This is a genomic window from Colwellia sp. MB02u-14 (genome assembly GCF_014076915.1).
GTDB lineage: Bacteria > Pseudomonadota > Gammaproteobacteria > Enterobacterales > Alteromonadaceae > Colwellia_A.
The window spans coordinates 1-523 of sequence record NZ_JACGUX010000050.1 but is presented as its reverse complement, the minus strand read 5'-3'; the positions used below and the strand labels follow the sequence as shown (position 1 = coordinate 523).

The following is a 523-nucleotide window of genomic DNA, read 5'->3' as shown; positions in this document are numbered from 1 at the left end:
AAAATATCTACTTTGACAGAGGGTAATCGGGTTATAACAAGCTGTTCAAGCGGGACAAAAAACAGTTTGCTGTTTCGTCCCTCAACATTTTAGCAAACAATTTTTTGCCCCTTAACAGGGCGTTAGGTTTCTAATTTGCAACATCGAGTATTTATATTTTTAGCTGTTTTAGTTTCATATCTTGGGTGGGTAATTTACCAACAAGACGGGTGGACTTTAATAGTGACATTGGAAGTTATATGGCTTGTTTGTACATTTGCTGGAATAAATGCAGCTTTGTTCATTAATAAACAAGTATATCTTAAATACGATCCGTCTTTTTTGCTTGTTATTGTATTTATAGTGTCTGTAATTGTTACAGCGGCATTTGAACTATCAATTATGGTTCCTTCTAGTAGTCTATTTGATTTAGCAAGTTGGGATGATAGCCCTTTTCTAGTTATGTTTGGTTGGTTCAATTGGCCTTTGGGAATAATAGCTCTAACATTGGCGTGCTCGAAACCTAACAAGCCACTCAAGCAGG

Annotated in this window: 1 protein-coding gene; it reads right to left on the bottom strand. The window is 36.1% G+C overall.

From position 1 onward, the window contains the following. Positions 1-194: 194 nt before the first annotated feature. A partial coding sequence (locus tag H4J52_RS19645; protein ID WP_220461066.1) for a hypothetical protein occupies positions 195-523 on the bottom strand: 329 nt, incomplete at its 5' end.